Origin of the sequence: Photobacterium sp. BZF1 (assembly GCF_014349205.1) — a bacterium.
In the GTDB taxonomy this organism is placed as follows: domain Bacteria; phylum Pseudomonadota; class Gammaproteobacteria; order Enterobacterales; family Vibrionaceae; genus Photobacterium.
This window is the reverse complement of record NZ_JACSOF010000057.1, coordinates 17,831-37,102: the sequence shown is the minus strand read 5'-3', so window position 1 is coordinate 37,102 and position 19,272 is coordinate 17,831. Positions and strand designations below refer to the sequence as shown.

At 49.9% G+C, this 19,272-nt stretch carries 16 protein-coding genes; 14 read left to right on the top strand and 2 right to left on the bottom strand.

Translation table 11 applies throughout. From position 1 onward, the window contains the following. Nucleotides 1–301 precede the first annotated feature (301 nt). Nucleotides 302–1,453, bottom strand: a complete 1,152-nt coding sequence (locus tag BIZ37_RS14335; RefSeq protein ID WP_187462078.1) for a Na/Pi symporter — start codon at nt 1,451–1,453, stop codon at nt 302–304. Between the two features lie 481 nt (nt 1,454–1,934). On the opposite strand from BIZ37_RS14335, the gene nhaA reads away from it, so the two are divergent. The 4 genes from nhaA to BIZ37_RS14315 all read left to right on the top strand — a co-directional run bounded on the left by nhaA (nt 1,935) and on the right by BIZ37_RS14315 (nt 4,975). Next, nucleotides 1,935–3,113: a Na+/H+ antiporter NhaA gene (nhaA, locus tag BIZ37_RS14330; RefSeq protein ID WP_187462077.1), complete on the top strand. Its 1,179-nt coding sequence runs from the start codon at nt 1,935–1,937 to the stop codon at nt 3,111–3,113. Beyond that, nucleotides 3,110–3,376 (top strand): hypothetical protein, encoded by a 267-nt coding sequence (locus BIZ37_RS14325; protein WP_187462076.1) that lies wholly within the window; start codon nt 3,110–3,112, stop codon nt 3,374–3,376. The genes nhaA and BIZ37_RS14325 overlap by 4 nt, the downstream gene beginning before the upstream one ends. A 305-nt stretch (nt 3,377–3,681) precedes the next feature. Beyond that, nucleotides 3,682–4,572, top strand: a complete 891-nt coding sequence (gene nhaR / locus BIZ37_RS14320; protein ID WP_107300364.1) for a transcriptional activator NhaR — start codon at nt 3,682–3,684, stop codon at nt 4,570–4,572. Nucleotides 4,573–4,678: 106 nt separating this feature from the next. Further along, nucleotides 4,679–4,975, top strand: a complete 297-nt coding sequence (locus tag BIZ37_RS14315; protein WP_107300363.1) for a metalloregulator ArsR/SmtB family transcription factor — start codon at nt 4,679–4,681, stop codon at nt 4,973–4,975. A gap of 77 nt (nt 4,976–5,052) precedes the next feature. On the opposite strand, the gene rpsT is transcribed toward BIZ37_RS14315, so the two are convergent. Beyond that, nucleotides 5,053–5,313 carry a 30S ribosomal protein S20 gene (rpsT, locus tag BIZ37_RS14310; protein ID WP_036799376.1) on the bottom strand — a complete coding sequence of 87 codons (261 nt, stop codon included), beginning with the start codon at nt 5,311–5,313 and terminating at the stop codon, nt 5,053–5,055. Nucleotides 5,314–5,520: 207 nt separating this feature from the next. Here rpsT and murJ point away from each other — a divergent pair, with 207 nt between their 5' ends. The 10 genes from murJ (at nt 5,521) to carB (ending at nt 18,963) form a co-directional block, all read left to right on the top strand. Continuing rightward, on the top strand, nt 5,521–7,080 hold the full coding sequence (gene murJ, locus BIZ37_RS14305) for a murein biosynthesis integral membrane protein MurJ (RefSeq protein WP_187462075.1): 1,560 nt from the start codon (nt 5,521–5,523) through the stop codon (nt 7,078–7,080). 123 nt (nt 7,081–7,203) lie between these two features. Next, nucleotides 7,204–8,175: a bifunctional riboflavin kinase/FAD synthetase gene (gene ribF / locus BIZ37_RS14300; protein WP_187462074.1), complete on the top strand. Its 972-nt coding sequence runs from the start codon at nt 7,204–7,206 to the stop codon at nt 8,173–8,175. Further along, a complete protein-coding gene (ileS, locus tag BIZ37_RS14295) occupies nt 8,172–11,003 on the top strand; it encodes an isoleucine--tRNA ligase (protein WP_187462073.1) in 2,832 nt (943 codons plus the stop codon). The genes ribF and ileS overlap by 4 nt, the downstream gene beginning before the upstream one ends. Next, nucleotides 11,003–11,539, top strand: coding sequence for a signal peptidase II (gene lspA, locus BIZ37_RS14290; RefSeq protein ID WP_187462072.1), 537 nt, complete (start codon nt 11,003–11,005; stop codon nt 11,537–11,539). The genes ileS and lspA overlap by 1 nt, the downstream gene beginning before the upstream one ends. A gap of 97 nt (nt 11,540–11,636) precedes the next feature. Then, the gene (gene fkpB / locus BIZ37_RS14285; protein WP_187462071.1) at nt 11,637–12,071 is read left to right on the top strand and encodes an FKBP-type peptidyl-prolyl cis-trans isomerase; all 435 of its coding nucleotides are present in this window, start codon (nt 11,637–11,639) and stop codon (nt 12,069–12,071) included. Between the two features lie 12 nt (nt 12,072–12,083). Then, nucleotides 12,084–13,025, top strand: coding sequence for a 4-hydroxy-3-methylbut-2-enyl diphosphate reductase (ispH, locus tag BIZ37_RS14280; RefSeq protein WP_187462070.1), 942 nt, complete (start codon nt 12,084–12,086; stop codon nt 13,023–13,025). 126 nt (nt 13,026–13,151) lie between these two features. After that, entirely contained in the window at nt 13,152–13,961 is an 810-nt protein-coding gene (dapB, locus tag BIZ37_RS14275; protein WP_187462069.1) for a 4-hydroxy-tetrahydrodipicolinate reductase, read from the top strand. A gap of 284 nt (nt 13,962–14,245) precedes the next feature. After that, nucleotides 14,246–14,425, top strand: coding sequence for a hypothetical protein (locus BIZ37_RS14270; protein ID WP_187462068.1), 180 nt, complete (start codon nt 14,246–14,248; stop codon nt 14,423–14,425). A gap of 156 nt (nt 14,426–14,581) precedes the next feature. After that, the gene (carA, locus tag BIZ37_RS14265; protein WP_107300354.1) at nt 14,582–15,721 is read left to right on the top strand and encodes a glutamine-hydrolyzing carbamoyl-phosphate synthase small subunit; all 1,140 of its coding nucleotides are present in this window, start codon (nt 14,582–14,584) and stop codon (nt 15,719–15,721) included. A 17-nt stretch (nt 15,722–15,738) separates the two neighbouring features. Further along, nucleotides 15,739–18,963, top strand: coding sequence for a carbamoyl-phosphate synthase large subunit (gene carB / locus BIZ37_RS14260; RefSeq protein ID WP_039469628.1), 3,225 nt, complete (start codon nt 15,739–15,741; stop codon nt 18,961–18,963). The last annotated feature ends 309 nt before the right edge of the window (nt 18,964–19,272 follow it).

The following is a 19,272-nucleotide window of genomic DNA, read 5'->3' as shown; positions in this document are numbered from 1 at the left end:
CGCTTGTACGGTGGTGTGAGAGGACGGAGGCCGTGAGGCCTCCTCCTACTCGATTGGATTATGGCTAGAGGCTAGAGGCTAGAGGCTAGAGGAAGAAAATAACAACCTAGGCCATTGGCGATAGGCCAGGGGCGAGGGTAAAAGAAAAAGCCAAAGCAGGAGCAGGAGCAAGAGCTTGACGTGGTTAGGCTCTTGCAAACAATCTGGTTCGCCCTTCGCCCTTCGCCCTTCGCCCTTTTTCATACAATCAACAAAAAACCCGCCGAAGCGGGTTTTAAAGGAATATCGAACTTTTTCCGTTTTAGGCAGTAAACGCCAGGATAATACCAGGTAACAGTAGGAATAACGTAACAAGGTAACCCACAACAGCCAGCTTGCTTTTAGCAGCTAGGTCACCCAGCCAGAATGCGCCTTTGACAGGAAGCTCACGTAGGAATGGGATACCGAATATAATCAGGGTAGCCAGTACGTTGAAAGCCAGGTGAACCAGGGCGATCTGTAGGGCAAACACTGCGTATTCACCACTGGCAGAAGTCGCTGCGATAAGGGCTGTAATACAAGTACCGATGTTTGCACCGACGGTAAATGGGTAAACATCACGAACCTTCAGAACACCAGTACCTACTAGCGGTACCATCAGGCTGGTGGTTGTCGATGATGATTGTACCAAAATCGTTACAACACTCCCTGATGCGATACCGTGAATTGGACCACGGCCAATCGCTGATTTCAGGATATCACGGGCACGACCAACCATCAGGCTACGCATCAGTTTACCCATCACGCTGATTGCAATCATGATAATAGCGATACCCATTACGATCATAACGATACCGCCTGTGGTTGCAGGGAACATTCCACCAACTGATTTAAACAAATCTGTTGCCGGACCTGTCAGTACCTTCATGAAGTTCAGACCGTTAGCTGCGCTCATGTCACCAGCTGCCATCATTGGCGATACTAGCCACTCTGAGAGGCGGTCCATAAGGCCAAACATGATTTCCAAAGGAAGAAAGATTGCTACAGCGATCAAATTGAAAACATCATGGATGGTTGCCGAAGCAAATGCGCGACGGAACTCTTCCTTACAGCGGGCATGGCCTAGACTTACTAGAGTGTTGGTGGTCGTAGTACCGATGTTAGCGCCCATAATCATAGGGATAGCTGTTTCAACCGGCAGGCCACCTGCAACTAGGCCTACAGTAATAGATGTTGTAGTGCTCGAAGATTGGGTCAGTGCTGTTGCAATAACACCAATCATTAAGCCCGCAATTGGATGTGAGGCAAATTCAAATAGTGTTTTTGCCTGATCGCCAACCGCCATCTTGAAGCCGCTGCTAACAACAGATACAGCAACAAGAAGTAGGTAAAGCATGAACGCTAGGTTAGCCCAGCGGACCCAGCGCATAGAGCTGTTCATTGGCTGTTCAGCAGTAGAGGCTTGGGTAGTCATAATCATTTCTCCATGACAGGAATATGTCGTTTTGGTTTCATATTTTTGAAATCTGGGGGCGATGGTAGAGATCGAATATTTCAGAAATATGACAGTTGCTGTCACAAAGTAAGTTTGTGCTCTTTTTGTGCGTTCAAGCAGTGATTGTCGGTGTAATGGAAAATTTACTTGGATTTTATCTTTATGAAAATTAAAGCTATTTCTAATATTGAAAGATTAATGGTGACGTTAAATTTTTTTCTCTTGTAATTGCGTTTTTTTTAGAATTTATTAGTTATCGATGGCTTTTTGAACAGTTAAAAATGACAAAGATGACAACGTAAATTGGACAGTACGGATATTGCTTGTATTGGGGGTGTATTATTCGGTTTTACCGATATGTATATTCTGAACAAACGATTTAACAGTTTAGTGCTGTGACGTCTAAACTAAATTTACATTTTTATTGTGACATTTGTTTCACGAAAAGGAGTTCCGGTCGATGACCGATGCGATTCGTAAATTCTTAAAACTAGAGTCTGCTGGTGGGATAATCCTGATCATCGCAGCGGCGTTGGCCATGCTGATTGCGAACTCCCCACTGCAAGACCTGTATAACGGCACACTGCACACCTATGTCGCAGGTTTGTCTATTTCACATTGGATCAACGATGGTCTGATGGCTGTGTTCTTCCTGTTGATTGGTTTGGAAGTGAAGCGTGAACTTATCGAAGGGGCGCTGAACACCAAAGAAAAAGCCATTTTCCCGGCTATCGCCGCCGTAGGTGGGATGATCGCGCCGGCGCTGGTTTATACCTTGTTCAATTTTGCCGACCCATTAGCAGTGAAAGGGTGGGCGATCCCTGCTGCCACCGATATTGCCTTCGCATTGGGTATCATGGCGCTGTTAGGTAGCCGTGTTCCGGTCACCTTGAAAGTATTCCTGTTGGCGCTAGCGATTATCGATGACTTGGGTGTTATCGTGATCATTGCTCTGTTCTATAGCAGTGACCTGTCGACATTGGCGCTTGCTGTTGCGTTCGCATCAACCGCAGCCCTTTTCATTATGAATGCGAAAAACGTCACCAAAATTTCTTGGTACGTGGTTGTTGGCCTGATCCTCTGGGTCAGTGTGTTGAAGTCGGGCGTCCATGCAACACTGGCAGGTGTGGTATTGGGTTTTGCAATTCCGCTATCCGGCGATAACGGTTTGTCAGACGAGCATTCACCGCTCAAGAAAATGGAGCATGCCCTACACCCGTATGTGGCCTTCTTTATCTTGCCAGTGTTTGCCTTTGCCAACGCCGGTATTTCGCTAGAAGGCGTATCCCTAAGTGGCCTGACATCTATGTTGCCATTGGGTATTGCCCTCGGTCTGATGATCGGTAAGCCCCTAGGCATTTTCACCGCAAGTTATCTGGCGATTAAAACCGGTTTGGCAAGTATGCCGGAAGGCATTGGGTTCAGGCAGATTTTTGCGGTCTCAGTACTGTGTGGTATCGGTTTTACCATGTCTATCTTCATCTCGTCGCTGGCCTTTGTTGGCGCACCGGAGGAGTTCAGTACTTACTCTCGATTGGGCATCCTGTTGGGGTCGACGGTATCAGCGGTTATTGGCTATATGATGCTTAGCCGTTCGTTGCCAAGGGGTATTGCCAAGGAAAGTGGAGGTGTAATATGAAACGCGCAATGATGATTGTTGGGCTCATGGTGTCTGCGACAGCAATGGCAGTACCGGATTACCAAAGCTGCAACCAAGATGACAGCTCAGATGTCTGCCAGGCCTACCTAGCAGGTTTGAACCAGGGTAAATCGGCAGCAGAAACTACCGCCATGGTTGAAAATGATAGCCCGTTCCGTTCCAGGGCGCTTGAGCAGCGCGTGGGCGAGCGTTACCGCAAAATGTCCGTGATGGATCAAAAAACGGCTTCAACATCAGAGTGATAAACATTTTTTTCGATGTATGAAAACTGAATAAGTGTAATATTTCATTTGTGAATGAATGATTACGGTTGAAGCGCCCAGAAGCTAAGCGTAAGCTGGCTTCTGGGATTTTTTATTTTAGGGCAGTGTGATTTCCAATCAGCACCTTCATAGTCTAAGTTGCTGGTTAACAAGACCGACTACGTCATCAGCATTTTGTAACCCCGTTACTGTATACTCTTCTTGTACTCGGTAGTTCAACGTCTCCGTTGACGCTTGCCCATCCCGATTGGAATGACACTGCTTATGGAAAATGGTTGCTAAACATGTCTCACCTAAACTACAACCACCTTTATTACTTCTGGATGGTCTGCAAGCAAGGCTCAGTCACCAAGGCTGCCGATGCGCTGTTTTTGGCGCCGCAGACGGTTACCGGACAGATCCGGGCGCTGGAAGAGCGTTTAAAGGGTAAGCTGACCAAACGTGTTGGTCGTAACATCGAACCGACCGAGTTGGGCCAGCTGGTCTTTAAGTATGCCGACAAGATGTTTGACCTCAGCTATGAGATGCTCGATATCGTCAACTACACCCAGCGCGAGAACTTGTTGCTGGAAGTGGGCGTGGCCGATGCGTTGTCAAAACGCCTCGTCAGTAAAGTGTTGATGGAAGGTTTGCCAGAAGACGAGCGCATACACTTGCGTTGCTATGAATCGACCCACGAAATGCTGCTTGAGCAGCTGTCACAGCATAAGCTGGATATGATCTTGTCGGATTGCCCGGTGGACTCCACCCAGAGTCCAGGCCTCTACAGCAAGAAGCTGGGTGAGTCGACCATGAGCTTTTTCTGCAATGAACCAGACAAGCCGCTGAACTTCCCTGCCTGTATTGAAGACTATAAGCTGCTGATACCGGGCCGACGTACGGCGATGGGGCGCAAGCTTATCCATTGGTTTGATCAGATGGGGATTACACCGAATATCCTTGGTGAATTTGATGATGCAGCCTTGATGAAAGCCTTTGGCTTGTATCAGCAGTCGATGTTCGTCGCGCCTTCTATCTATGCCGCCGAACTGGAAGACACCACCCATAACATCCGTGAGGTCAAGCGGGTGAAGGAGATCAAGGAAGAGTACTACGTCATCTTTGCTGAGCGAATGATCATGCACCCTGCGGTAAAACGCATATGTGAGGCAGACTTTAGAAAACTGTTTAAATAAAGTTGCTGATTTTTGTTCATTTGATTCAAATATCCATACTGCGTGCTAGAAAACCATGTTTAAATTAAGTACATTAGCGTTAACTTAATTGACAGGTGGTAGCAGTATGGAACTACAGCAAATGGAGCAGAATGCCCCTAAAGCCGTAGCTCTGCTAAAAGCAATGGCCAACGAAAGGCGTCTATTCATCCTTTGTTACTTATTGGAAGAAGAAATGTCGGTCGGGATGATGAGCGAGCGGTTGGGCCTTAGCCAGTCGGCACTGTCGCAGCATCTGGCCTGGTTGCGGCGTGATGGCCTGGTAGAAACAAGGAAAGAAGCTCAGACGGTGTATTACCGCCTCAAGAGCGATGAGGTCAAAGCGATGATCCAGTTGCTACACAAGATGTATTGCGGGACCTAGCAGCGCAACGATGGCTAAAAAGCAGATATAAAAAAACCGGCGTAAGCCGGTTTTTTTATCGAAATCAGAAACTCAGATTAAAGAGCTTTGATTTTAGCAGCTAGACGAGCTTTGTGACGTGCAGCTTTGTTTTTGTGGATCAGGCCTTTAGTAGCCATGCGATCCATAACAGGTTGCATTTCAGCGAAAGCTTGAGTAGCAGCTTCTTTGTTGCCCGCTTCGATAGCAGCAATAACTTTCTTGAAGAAAGTACGCATCATAGAACGACGGCTAGCGTTGTGCTGGCGACGTTTTTCTGAAGTGATCGCACGTTTCTTAGCAGATTTGATGTTAGCCAAGGGTATAACTCCAAAACTTGGTACGGTGACATTTTAAGGCCGAGGACTATGCCTGTTTAGCCAAAGATTGTCAAATGATTTGTGCAAATAACCGCCTAACCAATTGAATTGGCACTTGCGGATTAACACGGTTAATATGGCGGCAGATTTTACCAGCATTTGGCAACGGAAGTCACCTTTTGGGGCCATCTTTATGAGGTTTTTTTTGTGAGCAAGCGTCTTTTGCGCTCAGGATTGATTGTCAGCACCATGACATTGGTCTCTCGAGTGCTTGGTTTGGTGCGCGATGTGGTTGTCGCCAACCTGATGGGGGCCGGGGCGGCGGCCGATGTTTTCTTCTTCGCCAACAAAATCCCTAACTTCCTACGGCGACTGTTTGCCGAAGGCGCCTTCTCACAGGCTTTCGTCCCGGTACTAACGGAATATCATGCATCCGGCGAGATGGACCGCACCCGCCAGCTGATTGCGCGGGCCTCGGGTACCTTGGGGGTAATTGTTTCGATTGTCACCCTGTTGGGTATCCTGGGCTCTGGTGTAGTGACAGCCCTGTTTGGCGCCGGTTGGTTTATCGATTGGCTCAATGATGGCCCATCAGCGCCAAAATTTGAGCTGGCAAGCCTGTTGCTGAAAATCACCTTCCCTTACCTATGGTTCATTACCTTTGTGGCGTTGTCGGGGGCGATCCTCAATACCTTGGGTAAATTTGCGGTTTCCTCGTTTACCCCGGTATTTCTAAACGTGGCGATCATTGGGTGTGCATGGTTTGTGTCACCGAACTTGAGCCAGCCGGAAATTGGCCTGGCGCTCGGGGTATTCCTCGGTGGCCTGATCCAGTTCCTGTTCCAACTACCGTTCTTGTATAAAGAAGGGATGCTGGTCAAACCGAAATGGGGATGGAACGACCCTGGGGTGGTAAAGATCCGTACCTTGATGATCCCGGCCCTATTCGGTGTTTCTGTTAGCCAAATCAACTTGTTGTTTGATACCTTTATTGCCAGTTTCCTGACAACGGGTTCTATCAGTTGGCTGTATTATTCAGACCGCTTGCTGGAGTTCCCGCTGGGTTTGTTCGGTATTGCCATTGCGACGGTGATCCTACCGGCGCTGTCGCGCAAGCACGTGGATCAAAGTCCGGAGCAATTTGCCCATACTATGGACTGGGGCGTGCGTATGGTACTGCTGCTGGGGATCCCAGCCATGCTCGGGTTGATGGTGCTGGCCAAGCCGATGCTGATGGTGCTGTTTATGCGCGGCGAATTCAGCCCCAACGATGTGCAGATGGCGTCCATGTCACTGCTGGCTTATGCCTCTGGCCTGCTTAACTTTATGTTGATCAAGGTATTGGCACCGGGCTACTACGCAAGGCAGGATACTAAAACCCCGGTGAAGTTTGGTATCGTTGCGATGGTAACCAACATGTTCTTCAATGCTATCTTCGCCTATTTCTACGGTTATGTTGGCCTGGCGATGGCAACGGCACTGTCGGCATTGGTTAATGCAGCCCTGCTTTACCGTGGCCTGCACATTACCGGCGTGTACAAGGTGACGGGTGAAACCCTGTGGTTCGTCCTGCGCCTCGTCGTCGCGGGCGCAGCGATGGTCGGCACCCTGTTGTGGCTTCTGCCAGAGATGGCTGTGTGGTTGGAGTGGACTTTGGCTAATCGTGCGCTGTGGTTGGCCGGTCTTATTGGTGCCGGTGCCGGGGTGTATCTGGTTGCTGTGATGTTGATGGGCGTGCGTCCCCGCCACCTAAAGGCCGCGAGTTAAATGGTATTGCGGGTGGTGATAATTTACCCGCAAAATCGCCTGAATATGATTCAGATTGGTATGATGGGTTCAGAGTAGTATATAATCCGTCAGTTTTTCACTCTGCGAAAATGAACTTGACGCATGGAATTGATCCGAGGAATACATAATATCCAGCCCGAGCACCGTGGTTGTGTGCTGACGATTGGTAATTTTGATGGTGTTCACCTAGGTCACCAGGCAGTGCTTAGCAATGTCATGGCCAAGGCGAAGGCGCTTGGCTGTCCGGCGACAGTGATGAGCTTTGAACCCCAGCCTCAGGAGCTGTTTGCCGGCGATAAGGCACCAGCGCGATTAACTCGCTTTCGTGACAAATACTTACGCTTGAAAGAGCAAGGTTTGGAGCGTTTCCTGTGTGTCAATTTCAATCGTCACTTTGCCAGTTTGACGGCACAAGATTTTGTCCGCCGCTTGTTGGTTGAGCAATTGGGTGTTAAGTTTCTGGTAGTTGGCGACGATTTTCGCTTCGGTAAAGGCCGTAGCGGTGATTTCGCGATGCTAGAAGCTGCCGGGAAAGAACATGGTTTTACTGTGGTGAGTACCCAGAGCTTCTGTGTCTCCGAGCAGCGTGTCAGCAGCACCGCTATCCGTCAGGCATTGGCCGACGATAAGCTTGCGCTGGCAGAGTCCATGCTAGGACGTCCGTTCAGTATTAGCGGGCGCGTTTCCCATGGTCGAAAATTAGGACGGACTATCGGTTTTCCGACAGCTAACGTCCCACTTAAACGCCGGGTTTCTCCGGTTTCTGGCGTTTATGCCGTCGAAGTCCACGGCGTGGCAGAGACTCCGCTTGCCGGGGTTGCCAATGTTGGTCGTCGGCCGACGGTAAACGGTGTACGCCGCCAATTGGAAGTACACCTGTTTGACTTCCAATCTGACCTCTATGGGGCCCAGATTGACGTTGTGCTCTGTCATAAGTTGCGCGACGAGATAAAATTTGAATCATTTGATGCGTTAAAAGCACAAATCGAGCGTGATGCGCAGTCAGCACGGGTGTGGCTGGCTGAGCGTAATAATGTCCAACTTCGCCCAAGTAACGGAATCGAGAATCAATGAGCGACTATAAAGATACCCTGAACCTGCCTGAAACAGGGTTTCCGATGCGAGGCAACCTAGCTCAGCGTGAGCCTGCAATGCTTAAGCGTTGGTACGATGAAGATCTTTACGGTGAAATTCGTAAAGCCAAGAAGGGTAAGAAATCCTTCGTACTACACGATGGCCCTCCATATGCCAACGGTGATATTCACATTGGTCACGCGCTAAACAAGATTCTTAAAGACATTATTATTAAGTCAAAGACTCTGTCAGGCTTTGATGCGCCATACATTCCTGGTTGGGACTGTCACGGTCTTCCTATCGAGCTGATGGTAGAGAAGAAAGTCGGCAAGCCTGGCCACAAGGTTACTGCTGCGGAATTCCGCGAGAAGTGCCGCACTTATGCTGCCGGTCAGGTTGAAGGCCAGAAAGAAAGCTTTGTACGCCTGGGTGTTTTGGGTGAGTGGGACAAGCCATACCGCACTATGGATTTTGGCACTGAAGCCAACATCATCCGCTCTCTGGGCAAGATTGCCGATCAGGGCCACCTGCTAAAAGGCTTCAAGCCTGTTCACTGGTGTACAGACTGTGGTTCTGCACTGGCTGAAGCTGAAGTGGAATACAAAGACAAAGTCTCTCCATCTATCGATGTTCGCTTCAAAGCGGCTGACGAAGCAGCAACTGTCGCTAAGTTCCAGTGTGCTGACGGCCATGCCGGTGAAGGCGATATCTCAATCGTTATCTGGACCACAACGCCTTGGACATTGCCTGCCAACCGCGCGGTTGCAGTACGTGATGACTTGGAATACGTACTTATCCAGGTTGAAGGTGAGAAGAAAGAGCGTCTGATCGTTGCTTCTGAACTGGCGAAAGATGTGCTGGACCGTGCAGGTATCGAGCACTTCCACAACCTTGGCTTCTGTAAAGGTGCTGATCTGGAGTTGATGCAATTCAACCACCCGTTCTACAGCTTTACTGTACCGGTAATCCTTGGCGATCACGTAACGACTGAATCAGGTACGGGTTGTGTACACACAGCTCCGGGCCACGGTCAGGAAGACTTCGCGGTAGGCCAGAAGTACGGCCTTGAAGTGGCTAACCCTGTAGGTAGCAATGGTGTTTACCTGCCGGATACCGAGCTATTTGCCGGTCAGCACGTATTCAAAGCCAACGATGCCGTTGTCGAAACATTGAAAGAGCACGGTGCGCTACTGCATCACCATGCTTACGAGCACAGCTACCCGCACTGCTGGCGCCACAAGACACCAATCATCTTCCGTGCTACGCCTCAGTGGTTCATCTCGATGGATCAGGCTGGCCTACGTGCTAAAGCACTTGAAGAAATCAAAGCGGTTGAGTGGATGCCTGAGTGGGGCCAGAGCCGTATCGAAGGTATGGTTGAAGGTCGCCCTGAGTGGTGTATCTCACGTCAGCGTACCTGGGGTGTGCCAATTGCCCTGTTTGTCCACAAAGAAACGCAAGATCTTCACCCGAAAAGCTCAGAGCTGATCGAGAAGGTTGCACAGCTTGTTGAGCAAAAAGGTATCCAGGCATGGTGGGATCTAGACCCAGCAGAGATCATGGGTGAAGAAGATGCAGCCAAGTACGAAAAAGTACTGGATACCCTAGATGTCTGGTTTGACTCGGGCGTGACTCACTTCTCTGTGGTTGATAGCCGCGAAGAGTACAACGGCAACAGCGCTGATCTATACCTGGAAGGTTCTGACCAGCACCGTGGTTGGTTCCAGTCTTCACTGATCTCTTCAGTAGCGATGAAAGGCGAGGCACCCTACAAGCAAGTGCTGACCCACGGTTTCGTGGTTGATGGCCAGGGCCGTAAGATGTCTAAGTCAATCGGTAACGTTGTGGCACCGAAAGATGTGACCAACAAGCTGGGTGCTGACATTCTGCGCCTATGGGTTGCATCGACTGACTACACCGGTGAAGTTGCGGTTTCTGATGAAATCCTGAAGCGTTCTGCTGATGCTTACCGTCGTATCCGTAACACTTCTCGTTTCTTCCTGGCGAACCTAAGCGGCTTCAACCCTGAAACTGACCTAGTGGCACCAGAAGAGATGGTTGCACTGGATCGCTGGGCTGTTGGCCGTGCGATGGCTGCGCAGGAAGAAATCATCAAAGCTTACGGTGAGTACAACCTACACGCGGTTACCCAGCGTCTGATGCAGTTCTGCTCGGTTGAAATGGGCTCATTCTACCTGGATGTGATCAAAGACCGTCAGTACACCGCGAAGCGTGGTGGCCATGCCCAGCGTAGCTGCCAGACCGCACTATACTACATCGTAGAAGCACTGGTTCGTTGGATGGCACCAATCATGTCGTTCACTGCTGATGAGATCTGGAACGAAATGCCAGGCCAGCGCGACAAGTTCGTGTTCACTGGTGAGTGGTTCGAAGGTCTGTTCGGTCTAACCGAAGGTGAAGAGCTGAACAATGAGTTCTGGGCTGAAATCCAAACGGTACGTGGCGCGGTGAACAAGCTGCTTGAAGGTGCACGTAAGGACAAAGTCATCGGTGGTGCGCTACAGGCTGAAGTAACGCTACACGCATCTGAAGCACTTGCTGCCAAGCTGAACAAGCTAGAAGATGAACTACGCTTTGTTCTGCTAACCTCTAAAGCAGAGGTAGTTGTTGCAGATAGCAAGCCAGAAGGCGCACAGGATACTGACGTTGAAGGTTTGTTTGTAACCGTGAAAGCATCAGAAGCGGCGAAGTGTGACCGTTGTTGGCACCACGTTGCCGATGTTGGCACTATCGAAGGTCACGAAGAGATTTGTGGTCGTTGTGTCAGCAATGTCGAAGGTGAAGGTGAAGAGCGTAAGTTTGCCTAATGAGTAAGTTATCGTCTGAAAACGGACTATCGCTGAAGCAATCTGGAGTTCGCTGGCTATGGCTAGCGGCTCTGGTGTTCATTGTTGATATCGGCAGTAAGCTGCTGGTCATGAACACCATGGAGTACGGTTGGCCAAACCGTATTGAACTGCTGCCATTCTTTAATCTGCTTTACGTCCATAATACTGGGGCGGCTTTTAGCTTTTTGAGTGATGCTGGCGGTTGGCAGCGGTGGCTGTTTGCAGCGATAGCTCTCGGGGTTTGTGCCATGCTGATATTCTGGATGCGCAAGCTTCCGGCCAAGCAGAAACTGGCCAATATCTCCTATGCCCTGATCATTGGTGGGGCATTGGGTAATCTGTTTGACCGCTTGTACCATGGTTATGTGGTCGATTTCCTCGACTTTTATGTCGGGACTTACCACTGGCCGGCTTTCAATATTGCCGACATGGGCATTTGTATTGGTGCTGGTCTGATTATCCTCGATGGGTTCTTGTCTGATAAAGACAAGAAAAAGCAAGCCGTTAAGCACTAACCTCGATCTTGGCTTATATCCCTAAGCGCCGTCCGTTGATACGGGCGGCGCTTTGTTGTTAAATGGGCGGGTATAACTAAAGAGAAAGGAACCCTACATGTCGGTCATTACGGAAAGCAGTGAAGTTCTCATGCACTTTGCCATCAAATTAGAAGATGGCTCAGTGGCAGATTCAACCCAGGCAATGGGAAAACCGGCAAAATTTAGGATGGGGGATGGCAGCCTGACAGACAATTTCGAAAAATGTCTGCTGGGCTTGGCACAAGGGCAGAAGAGCAGCTTCGACCTTGAACCGGAAGATGCGTTTGGCTTGCCAAACCCAGATAACATCCACCATGTTGACCGTACCAAATTTGGTACTGATGCCCCGGCCGAGGTCGGCAATATTATCGCTTTTGCCGGTCCAGACGGCAGCGATATCCCGGGCATCATTACAGAAGTTCTCGGTGACTCTGTGACCGTTGATTTCAATCACCCGCTTGCAGGGCAGCGTGTGACTTTCGAAGTTGAAGTCGTTGCCATTGAAAACTAAGAGCCGTTAGCAATGAAAATCTTACTCGCGAACCCTCGGGGTTTTTGTGCCGGTGTAGACCGAGCCATCAGTATTGTTGAGCGTGCGCTGGAAATGTACCAGCCGCCTATTTACGTCCGCCATGAAGTGGTGCACAACCGCTTTGTTGTCGAGGGGTTGAAGCAGCGCGGTGCCATTTTTGTCGAAGAGTTGCATGAAGTACCGGACGACAATATTGTGATTTTCTCTGCCCACGGGGTATCGCAGGCAGTTCGCAATGAAGCAAAAGCACGTCAGTTGACGGTGTTCGATGCGACCTGTCCGCTGGTAACTAAGGTCCATATGGAAGTGGCACGTGCTAGCCGCCGCAATATGGAAGTGGTGTTGATCGGCCATGCCGGACACCCAGAAGTTGAAGGCACGATGGGGCAATATGCGAGTGAGGCTGGTGGCATGTATCTGGTCGAGAAACCAGAAGATGTTGAGACGCTAACTGTCAAAGATCCGAGCAATCTGCACTACGTCAGCCAGACGACCCTGTCAGTTGATGAGACGGCGGATGTAATCGACAAACTACGTGAGGTATTTCCTGAGATCCAGGGCCCACGTAAAGATGATATCTGCTACGCGACCCAAAATCGCCAGGATGCCGTGCGCGAAATGTCGACCGATGTCGATGTGATGATCGTAGTGGGTTCGAAGAACTCGTCAAACTCGAACCGCCTGCGTGAACTGGCAGAGAAACTGGGTACGCCAGGCTATCTGACCGATTGCCCTGAAGATATTGATCAGGCGTGGTTTGAAGGTAAAGCGAAAATCGGTATTACTGCAGGTGCATCGGCACCGGAAGAGCTAGTGAACCAGATCATTGCCCGCATCCAGTCTCTGACCGATGCCAGTGTTGATGAGTTGACCGGTCGTGAAGAGAACATGTTCTTCGAAGTACCTCGTGAATTGCAGGTCAAGAACGTCTAACCATCCTCGGCCCAAGGTCGGTTTAGTGAATTTATCAGCCCCAGCCATTGCTGGGGCTTTTTTTATCTTTCTCAACAGGCTACATTGGGGAGCATAGAGAACATAGAACCAGGGAGATAAAGCGCAATGGTGAGAATTGCGATTGCTGGCGCGGCAGGACGTATGGGCCGTCAGCTACTAAAAGCGACACATTTGTCAGAGCAGGCAGTATTGGGTGCAGCGACCGAGCGTCCTGAGTCGACATTGATTGGTGCCGATGCCGGTGAGTTGGCAGGTATTGGTCCGGTATCGGTGATTATCGTCGAGGATTTGGTTAAGGCGGCTGATGACTTTGATGTACTTATCGACTTTACAGCACCAGTAGCAACCTTGGCGAATCTGGCTTTTTGCCAGCAGCACGGCAAGAAAATTGTTATCGGTACGACGGGCTTCAGTGATGAAGAGCGTGCCCAGATCGATAAGGCTGCCGAATCAGTGCCTGTTGTGATGGCGCCAAACTACAGTGTCGGTGTCAACCTGGTGTTCAAACTGTTGGAAAAAGCTGCCAAGGTAATGGGCGATTACTGCGATATCGAAGTCATTGAAGCCCACCACCGCCATAAGGTTGATGCCCCGTCTGGTACCGCGATCGGTATGGGTGAGGCAATTGCCGGTGCCATGGGTAACAAACTGAGCGATGTGGCTGTTTACGCCCGCGAAGGGATCACCGGTGAGCGAAGCCGTGATGAGATTGGTTTTGCGACGATCCGCGCTGGCGACATCGTCGGTGAGCACACCGCAATGTTTGCTGATATCGGCGAGCGGGTGGAAATTACCCATAAGGCGACGGATAGAATGACCTTTGCCAGCGGCGCTGTCCGCGCAGCTGCGTGGCTCAATAGCAAGCCGGCGGGCTTCTATACCATGCATGATGTGCTAGGGCTCGATGAGCTGTAATGAATGTTAAAAAACCGGCCAGTTGGCCGGTTTTTTTATACCTGTCGACTATGCTGGACAGGTGGCCTTAACCAAAAAACGTAAAAAGCAAAAGGTACGCAATATACCTACAGGGGATTTTTATCGCTAATTGAAGTGGCCGATATGCTTAGTGAGTGCATAATCAGCCACTTTGTTGTCGGTCAGTGTACGTGTTGTCCGCTTTTTCTTAAATTGACGGTATTTTCCTGCTTTTAGTGTTTATTTTGTTGGCTTTGTTATGTTTTTTTGGTTACCTGTCCAAAATGATCGGTAAAGTTGGCGTGTTTTCGCATCAAGCCGAGAGTTTTTTGTTTTTGCTTTTGGTTGAATTTAGGCAAACGATAAACTGGATCTGGGTAGAAAAAAGAACCGTCAAAAGGTGGGGTTTTCTTAACGTTTTGCCCGTCTTTGCTGGTTTTGGTGGTGGGCAGGCTAAAAAATAAATTTATTTTTCGTGATCTGTTGACAGATTTCGATACCGTCTCTAGAATGCGCGCAATTTGTCAAAATTCGGCTTGACTCGCGTTTTGACTTTGTATGGAATGGGTAATTGCAACTTTATCTGTTTTAACTGCATTTTTATATTTTTGGAGGTTGTCTTGAGCAAATCAGCGCTGTTAGTCCTGGAAGATGGGACAGTGTTCCGCGGCGTGTCCATTGGGGCAGATGGTTCGGCCGTTGGTGAAGTTGTTTTTAATACCTCAATGACGGGGTATCAGGAAATTCTCACCGACCCTTCTTATTCTCAGCAGATTGTTACTCTTACTTATCCTCATATTGGCAATACCGGAACTAATTCCGAAGACGAAGAATCCTCCTCAATCCATGCGCAAGGCTTGGTGATTCGCGACCTCCCTCTTATCGCTTCTAACTTCCGTAATCAGCAGTCCCTTTCTGATTATCTGAAATCCCAGAACATCGTTGGCATCGCCGATATCGATACCCGTAAGCTAACTCGCCTACTGCGCGAGAAAGGTGCACAGAACGGTTGCATCGTAGCGGGTAACAACCTGGACGAAGCGCTAGCACTGGCGAAGGCGAAAGAGTTCCCAGGCCTGAAAGGCATGGATCTGGCTAAAGAAGTGACAACTTCTGAAGCTTACCAGTGGAAACAAGGTTCATGGACGCTAGAAGGCGGCCTGCCAGAAGCGAAAGATGACAGCGAGCTGCCATACCATGTTGTGGCTTACGATTTCGGTGCCAAGCGCAATATCCTGCGCATGCTGGTTGACCGTGGCTGCCGCCTGACTGTTGTTCCTGCCCAGACTTCAGCTGAAGAAGTACTGGCCCTGAACCCAGACGGTGTATTCCTGTCAAACGGCCCTGGCGACCCAGAGCCATGTACTTATGCAATTGAAGCAACAAAAGTGTTCCTAGAAAAAGGCCTACCAATTTTCGGTATCTGCCTTGGCCACCAGATCCTTGCGCTGGCCTCAGGTGCACAAACGGTGAAAATGAAATTTGGTCACCACGGTGCTAACCACCCGGTTAAAGATCTTGACCGTGATGTGGTGATGATCACCTCCCAGAACCACGGCTTTGCCGCTGATGAAGCAACGCTGCCTGAAAACCTTCGTGCGACCCACAAGTCACTGTTTGACGGTTCGCTTCAAGGTATCCATCGTACTGACAAGCCTGCCTTCAGCTTCCAGGGTCACCCTGAAGCTAGCCCAGGCCCACACGATGCAGCGCCACTATTTGATCACTTCATCGACCTAATTAAGCAGCACAGCGCCTAAGCCGGAGTAATTAAGCAATGCCAAAACGTACTGATATTAAAAGTGTTCTAATCCTAGGTGCTGGTCCGATCGTTATCGGCCAGGCATGTGAGTTTGACTACTCAGGTGCCCAGGCGTGTAAAGCCCTACGTGAAGAAGGCTACCGAGTTATCCTGGTTAACTCGAACCCAGCTACCATTATGACTGACCCAGAGATGGCTGATGCGACATACATCGAGCCAATCCACTGGGAAGTAGTCCGCAAGATCATCGAAAAAGAGCGCCCAGATGCGGTACTACCGACTATGGGTGGCCAGACAGCACTGAACTGTGCGCTGGATCTTGAGAAGCACGGCGTACTGGAAGAGTTCGGCGTAGAAATGATCGGTGCGACAGCTGACGCTATCGACAAAGCCGAAGACCGCTCTCGCTTCGATGCGGCAATGAAATCAATCGGCCTTGAGTGTCCACGTGCTGATACCGCGAAAACCATGGAAGAAGCTTACAAAGTTCTCGATATGGTTGGCTTCCCATGTATTATCCGTCCTTCATTTACTATGGGTGGTACCGGTGGTGGTATCGCTTATAACAAAGAAGAGTTCGAAGAAATCTGTCGCCGTGGTCTGGACCTGTCACCAACCAACGAACTGCTTATCGACGAATCTTTGATTGGTTGGAAAGAGTACGAGATGGAAGTGGTTCGTGACAAGAACGACAACTGCATCATCGTATGTTCAATCGAAAACTTCGATGCTATGGGTATCCACACCGGTGACTCAATCACGGTTGCACCGGCGCAGACCCTAACAGACAAAGAATACCAGCTGATGCGTAACGCATCGCTAGCCGTACTGCGTGAAATCGGTGTTGAAACCGGTGGTTCAAACGTACAGTTTGGTATCAACCCGAAAGATGGCCGTATGGTTATCATCGAGATGAACCCGCGTGTATCTCGCTCTTCGGCGCTGGCATCTAAAGCAACAGGTTTCCCAATCGCGAAAGTGGCAGCGAAACTGGCTATCGGCTTTACCCTTGACGAGTTGATGAACGACATCACTGGTGGCGCGACACCAGCGTCGTTCGAACCAACTATCGACTACGTTGTTACCAAGATCCCTCGCTTTAACTTCGAGAAATTCGCCGGTGCAAACGACCGTCTGACTACACAGATGAAGTCGGTTGGTGAGGTAATGGCTATTGGTCGTAACCAGCAGGAATCTCTACAAAAAGCACTTCGCGGCCTAGAAGTTGGCGCGAACGGCTTCGACGAAATGGTTGACCTGGATGCGCCTGACGCACTGACAACTATCCGTCACGAGCTGAAAGATGCGGGTGCCGAGCGTATCTGGTACATCGCTGACGCATTCCGTGCAGGCCTATCTGTAGATGGCGTGTTCAACCTAACTAACATCGACCGCTGGTTCCTAGTTCAAATCGAAGAGCTAGTGAAACTAGAGGGCGAAGTAAAAGAGGGCGGTTTTGCTGGCCTGAACGCTGATGTTCTTCGCAAGCTCAAGCGAAAAGGTTTTGCCGATGCACGTCTGGCCAAGCTACTAGGTGTTGCTGAGACTGAAATCCGCAAGCTGCGCGACCAGTACGATATCCACCCTGTTTACAAGCGTGTAGATACCTGTGCGGCTGAGTTCTCTTCTGACACTGCTTACATGTACTCATCATACGATGAAGAATGTGAAGCACAGCCAACTGACAAAGACAAGATCATGGTATTGGGCGGTGGCCCGAACCGTATCGGTCAGGGTATCGAATTCGACTACTGCTGTGTTCACGCCTCTCTGGCACTACGCGAAGACGGTTACGAGACCATCATGGTTAACTGTAACCCAGAGACTGTATCGACTGATTACGATACCTCTGACCGCCTGTACTTCGAACCGGTAACACTGGAAGATGTACTGTCTATCGTACGCGTCGAGAAGCCAAAAGGTGTTATCGTTCAGTACGGTGGCCAGACACCGCTGAAACTAGCCCGTGCGCTGGAAGCGGCTGGCGTGCCTATCATCGGTACTAGCCCGGATGCTATCGACCGCGCCGAAGACCGTGAGCGCTTCCAGGCTGCTGTCGAGCGCCTAGGCTTGCTACAGCCGGAGAACGCAACCGTAACGACAATGGAGCAAGCGGTTGAAAAGTCGAAAGAAATCGGCTTCCCACTCGTTGTTCGCCCATCTTACGTACTGGGTGGCCGTGCGATGGAAATCGTTTACGACGAAGCTGACCTGCGCCGTTACTTCAACGAAGCCGTTAGCGTGTCTAACGAGTCGCCGGTTCTGCTTGACCGTTTCCTAGACGATGCAACAGAAGTTGATATCGATGCTATCTGCGACGGTGAGCGTGTGGTTATCGGTGGCATCATGGAGCACATCGAGCAAGCCGGTGTTCACTCAGGTGACTCAGCATGTTCACTTCCAGCTTATACCCTAAGCCAGGAAATCCAGGATGTGATGCGCCAGCAAGTTGAGAAGCTAGCCTTCGAACTTGGTGTACGCGGCCTGATGAACACCCAGTTCGCGGTGAAGGACAACGAAGTTTACCTTATCGAGGTGAACCCACGTGCTGCACGTACGGTACCGTTCGTATCGAAAGCTACAGGTGCACCACTGGCGAAAATCGCTGCACGAGTGATGGCAGGCCAATCTCTTGAGTCGCAAGGCTTTACCAAAGAGATCATCCCACCATACTACTCAGTGAAAGAAGTTGTACTGCCGTTCAACAAGTTCCCGGGTGTCGACCCACTACTAGGCCCAGAAATGCGCTCTACCGGTGAGGTAATGGGTGTGGGTGATACGTTTGCAGAAGCTTTTGCCAAAGCGGAACTAGGCTGTGGCAAAGAGAAGCAAGCGAAAGGCCGTGCACTACTGTCTGTTCGCGGTAATGACAAGCAGCGTGTTGTTGACCTAGCTTCTAAGCTGGTTAAACAAGGTTACGAGCTAGATGCTACCCACGGTACTGCGGTTGTACTAGGTGAAGCGGGCATCAACCCTCGTCTTGTGAACAAGGTACATGAAGGCCGTCCTCACATTCTTGACCGTATCAAGAACAATGAGTACTCGTACATTGTTAACACTGCGGAAGGCCGCCAGGCTATCGAAGACTCGAAAGTCCTTCGTCGCGGCGCGCTAGCTGAGAAGGTGAACTACACCACTACGCTAAACGCAGCGTTCGCAACCTGTATGGCTTGGGCTGCTGATGACCGTAACAAGGTGACATCAGTACAAGAACTACACGCTCGTATTAAAGACGCATAATCGCTCTTTTACGAATGTAACACAGTACAAAACGGCCTGCTGAAGCAGGCCGTTTTTTTATGCTTGTCAGATGCCAAATTCAGCCTTCCCTCAAAAGCGGAATTCACCATAATGTCATGGTGTTGAATATCTGTGACACCATTAATAATTTGTGTCAATTGTGGCGGAAAATCTCCTTGCAACCCCAACTGAAGCGCGTACAATTAGCCGCGTCGCATAAGCGATACTTATTTTTTGGAGACTTAGATGAACGATACCGACCATCCCCCGAGTATGAAGGTGGAAAATCAAACCTGCTAACGGTGTCGG